Here is a 3,729-nt window from a genome sequence, read left to right as displayed (position 1 = left end):
CTGTCAGCCCGTGGGGGTCAGCCCACGTAGTGCTTGCCCGGTGCGAGGCGGATGCCGCGCTGGACGTCCTTGCAGTACTTCACGTCTCCGGTGTTGTCCACGTACGCCGCCGTCACCCAGACGGCACGGTCCCGCAGCAGGTACCAGATGGTGTTCCGGTTCTCGATGTTCTGCGCGTGGACCTTGCACCGGAGGCCGACCTGGGCCCCGCGCTTGAGGCTGCCCCGCGCCGCGGAGTCGGTGCTCGGGTACTGACGCTCGATCAGTTCCTTGCTCCGGGTGACGACCGTGCCGTACGGCCTGGCCGGCGCGGCCTTGGCCGGGGTCGACGGGGTCGGGGACGCCTGGACCGGGGCCGCGCCGAGGAGCGTGGCGCTGAGGGCGGCGGCTGTGATGAGGGCGCCTGCGCTTGCCACGGCCTTCTTGCCGTGAGTGATGAGGGTGGGAGTCATGGACATGAGGGTCTCCTGATCCTTGTCGCGAATGACACAAAGCGACATTACGTGCGCCAAGAGCCCTTATTTCGGAGAAACTTCGGAAAGAGAGCCGTTTGTCCGACACTCGGTTGGCGGGTTTGTCCGGCCGTCCGGTGTCCCGTCCTGCGGCGAATCGTTACGCCTTGGCGTCCGCGTAGCACTCCACGACGGCCGTCGTGAACGCGAACCGCACCGGGGTCTCGCCGAAGGCCGCGCGCCCGGCCCGGTCGCCCGCCGCGCGGACCGCCTCGACGACGGCGTCGGCCTCTTCCTTCGGGCAGTGCACGATCACCTCGTCGTGCTGGAAGAAGACGAGCTCCGCGGTCAGCCGTGCCAGGTCCTGCCGCAGCGCGGCCAGCATCAGCACCGCCCAGTCCGCCGCGCTGCCCTGCACCACGAAGTTCCGGGTGAACCGGCCGCGGGCACGGGAGGCGGGCGTCGAGCCGTACGCGCGCCCGTCCGAGGCAGGGGCCTCCTCCTGCGGAAGCCCCGCCTCGTCGGCCGCCGCCAGGGACGCCGGCGGGCACGTACGGCCGAGCCAGGTCCGTACGAGTCTCCCCTCCTCTCCGGCGCGGGCCGCGTCGTCGACGTACGCGACGGCGGCCGGGTAGCGGCGGCGCAGATCGGCCATGTGCTTGAGGGCGTCGCCCGAGGTCTGGCCGTAGATCGCGCCGAGCATGGCGATCTTGGCGCGGTCCCGGTCGCCCCCGAAGGCGCGCTCGGCGAGGGCCGCGTACAGATCGCGGTCGCTGCCGGCCGCCGCCATCAGCCCCGGATCGCGGGAGACGGCGGCGAGCACGCGCGGCTCCATCTGGTCGGCGTCGGCCACCACGAGGCGCCAGCCCGGATCGGCGACCACGGCCCGCCGGACGACCTTCGGGATCTGGAGCGCGCCGCCGCCGTTGGTGGTCCAGCGGCCGGAGGCGGTGCCGCCCGGCACGTACTCCGCGCGGAACCGGCCCTCGCGCACCCACGACTGGAGCCAGGACCAGCCGTGCGCCGTATGCAGCCGGTAGAGCTTCTTGTACTGGAGCAGCGGCTCGACCGCCGGATGGTCGATCTCCTTCAGCTCCCACGCCCGCGTCGACGTCAGCGCGATGCCGTCCCTGGCGAACGCCTTCACGATGTCGGCCGGCAGGTCCGGCCGCACCCGCGCCCCGCCGAACGCCGCCGAGACCCGCTCCGCCAGCTCCGCCAGGCGCTGCGGCTCCAGCCCGCCGGGGTAGCGCTCGCCGAGCAGCCCGGCCAGCAGCTCCCGGTGCACGTCCGCCCGCCAGGGCACCCCGGCGCGGTTCAGCTCCGCCGCCACGAGCGTGCCCGCGGACTCGGCGGCCGTCAGCAGCCGCAGCCGGCCGGGGTGCTCGGCGGCGTCCATCCGGGCCAGCTGGCCCGCGTACACCTCCAGGAGCGCGTCGAGCGGGTCCGTGCCGGGCGGCAGCGGCACCGGGCCCGGCGCGAAGAGGGACGGCTGGGTGTCCGCGGCCCGTATGGGCGAGTCCTCGGGCACCGGCAGCCCGCGCAGCCGCGCCCAGGCCGCCGCGAGGGAGCGCGGCTGGCCCGCCTGCCCCTCCTCATGGCCGATGAGGAGCGCTTCGGACGCCTCCACGTCGTAACACCGCTCGACGCGGACCCCGGCCTCCAGGAGGCGCGGGTACGCCTCGGCCGTGGACCGCCAGACCCAGCGGTCGGCGTCCGGCTGCGACCGTACGGCCTCGGCGAGGCTCGCGGCCGTACGGGCAGCGGCGGCGGGGCGCCCGTCGGGCGTCAGCGGGCAGAGACGGACACCCCCGTCGCCCGCCTCTGCCGCTGCCCATCTCATGGAAGGAGTCTGGCAGGGGGGTCTGACAATGGGGCCGGTGTGCGCGCCGCGGGGGTGGGCGCGGCGGTCCGCACGGGTGTGGACCCGCGGCGCGGGTGCGCGCCGGCCCCCGCGGGCGCGGGGGTTCACAGGAAACGGCCGGTGGCGCGGGCGCGACCCTCCGCGGAGCCGGACCGCAGGCCCGGTCCGGCCTCACCGGCTGGATTTGGGCACCCTCGGTCCGGCCTCACCAGCAGGGCTTGCGCACCCTCGGTCCGCCCTCACCAGCTCGACTTGCGCACCCCCGGCAGGAACCCGGCGTGCGCCTGCTTGCGCAGGTTCACGCGGGAGAGGCCGAAGGTGCGCAGGTAGCCGCGGGGGCGGCCGTCGACGCTGTCGCGGTTGCGTACGCGCGTGGCGCTGGCGTCGCGCGGCTGGCGGCTCAGCTCGCGCCGGGCGGCGATCCGTTCCTCCTCGGGGGCGCGCGGGTCGCGGGCGACCGCCTTGAGCAGGGCCCGGCGGGCGGCGTAGCGGGCGACCACGGCGCGCCGCCGCTCGTTCTTCGCGATCTTGCTCTTCTTCGCCATCAGACCTTCCCCCCTCGGGCCCGGATACGGGCCACGGCGGCCTCGACGCCGATCGCGTCGACCGTCTTGAGCCCCTTGGCGCTCAGCGTGAGCCGGACGTGGCGGCCCTCGCTCGGCAGCCAGTACCGCTTGCGCTGGATGTTCGGGTCGAAGCGGCGCGGGGTGCGCCGGTGGGAGTGGGAGATGGCGTTGCCGAAGCCGGGCTTGCGGCCGGTCAGCTGGCAGTGGGCGGACAAGGCGCCGCGCCTCCTTCTTTTGAAAACGGGAATCGTTTTCGTATAGTAGCGGTTATGGCTCGCAACGAGACACGCCCCGTCATCAAGCTCCGGTCCACGGCAGGCACCGGATTCACCTACGTCACCCGCAAGAACCGCCGGAACGACCCCGACCGCATGGAACTGCGCAAGTACGACCCGGTCGCCGGCCGTCACGTCACCTTCCGAGAGGAGCGCTGAGCGCCATGAAGCCCGGAATCCACCCCGCCTACCGGCCCGTCGTCTTCCGCGACCGCGCCGCCGGCTACGCCTTCCTCACCCGGTCCACCGCCACCGGCGAGAAGACCGTCGAGTGGGAGGACGGCAACACCTATCCCGTCATCGACGTCGAGATCTCCTCGGCGAGCCACCCCTTCTATACGGGCACGGCGCGCGTCCTGGACACCGCCGGGCGCGTCGAGCGGTTCGAGCGCCGGTACGGCGGTCGCGGGGCCGGCCGGTGACGGCAGGCCCCGACCCCGGCCGGATGCCCGTCGCGATCGTCGGCGGGCTGCACTCCGAGGCGCGCCGCGCGGCGGTCGACCGGCTGCTGCGCGACGTGCCGGGGAGCGTCGCGCTCCACCACGACCTGTCGACGGCCGCCGAGGGAACGG

Annotated in this window: 6 protein-coding genes and 1 pseudogene; 3 read left to right on the top strand and 4 right to left on the bottom strand. The window is 74.0% G+C overall.

Translation table 11 applies throughout. The features are described from left to right. Positions 1-17: 17 nt before the first annotated feature. From ACFU99_RS37040 to rpmB, 4 genes are all read right to left on the bottom strand, one after another. On the bottom strand, positions 18-458 hold the full coding sequence (locus ACFU99_RS37040; protein ID WP_384401070.1) for an SH3 domain-containing protein: 441 nt from the start codon (positions 456-458) through the stop codon (positions 18-20). A 154-nt stretch (positions 459-612) separates the two neighbouring features. Then, complete coding sequence (locus tag ACFU99_RS37035) at positions 613-2,295, bottom strand: bifunctional 3'-5' exonuclease/DNA polymerase (RefSeq protein WP_384401067.1); 1,683 nt, start codon at positions 2,293-2,295, stop codon at positions 613-615. A gap of 260 nt (positions 2,296-2,555) precedes the next feature. Further along, entirely contained in the window at positions 2,556-2,861 is a 306-nt protein-coding gene (gene rpsN / locus ACFU99_RS37030; protein WP_384401064.1) for a 30S ribosomal protein S14, read from the bottom strand. Next, complete coding sequence (rpmB, locus tag ACFU99_RS37025; RefSeq protein WP_363227635.1) at positions 2,861-3,097, bottom strand: 50S ribosomal protein L28; 237 nt, start codon at positions 3,095-3,097, stop codon at positions 2,861-2,863. The genes rpsN and rpmB overlap by 1 nt, the downstream gene beginning before the upstream one ends. Before the next feature lie 54 nt (positions 3,098-3,151). Between rpmB and rpmG the strand changes: the two genes are divergently transcribed. From rpmG to ACFU99_RS37010, 3 genes and pseudogenes are all read left to right on the top strand, one after another. Beyond that, the gene (gene rpmG / locus ACFU99_RS37020) at positions 3,152-3,316 is read left to right on the top strand and encodes a 50S ribosomal protein L33 (RefSeq protein ID WP_030880589.1); all 165 of its coding nucleotides are present in this window, start codon (positions 3,152-3,154) and stop codon (positions 3,314-3,316) included. Between the two features lie 5 nt (positions 3,317-3,321). Next, the gene (locus ACFU99_RS37015; RefSeq protein WP_363227636.1) at positions 3,322-3,579 is read left to right on the top strand and encodes a type B 50S ribosomal protein L31; all 258 of its coding nucleotides are present in this window, start codon (positions 3,322-3,324) and stop codon (positions 3,577-3,579) included. A gap of 23 nt (positions 3,580-3,602) precedes the next feature. Next, positions 3,603-3,729 (top strand): annotated as a pseudogene (locus ACFU99_RS37010) (cobalamin biosynthesis protein CobW); the annotation flags it as partial.

Origin of the sequence: Streptomyces sp. NPDC057654 (assembly GCF_042800135.1) — a bacterium.
GTDB lineage: Bacteria > Actinomycetota > Actinomycetes > Streptomycetales > Streptomycetaceae > Streptomyces.
Note: the sequence above shows the minus strand (reverse complement) of the source record. Positions and strands in the feature narration are given on the sequence as shown.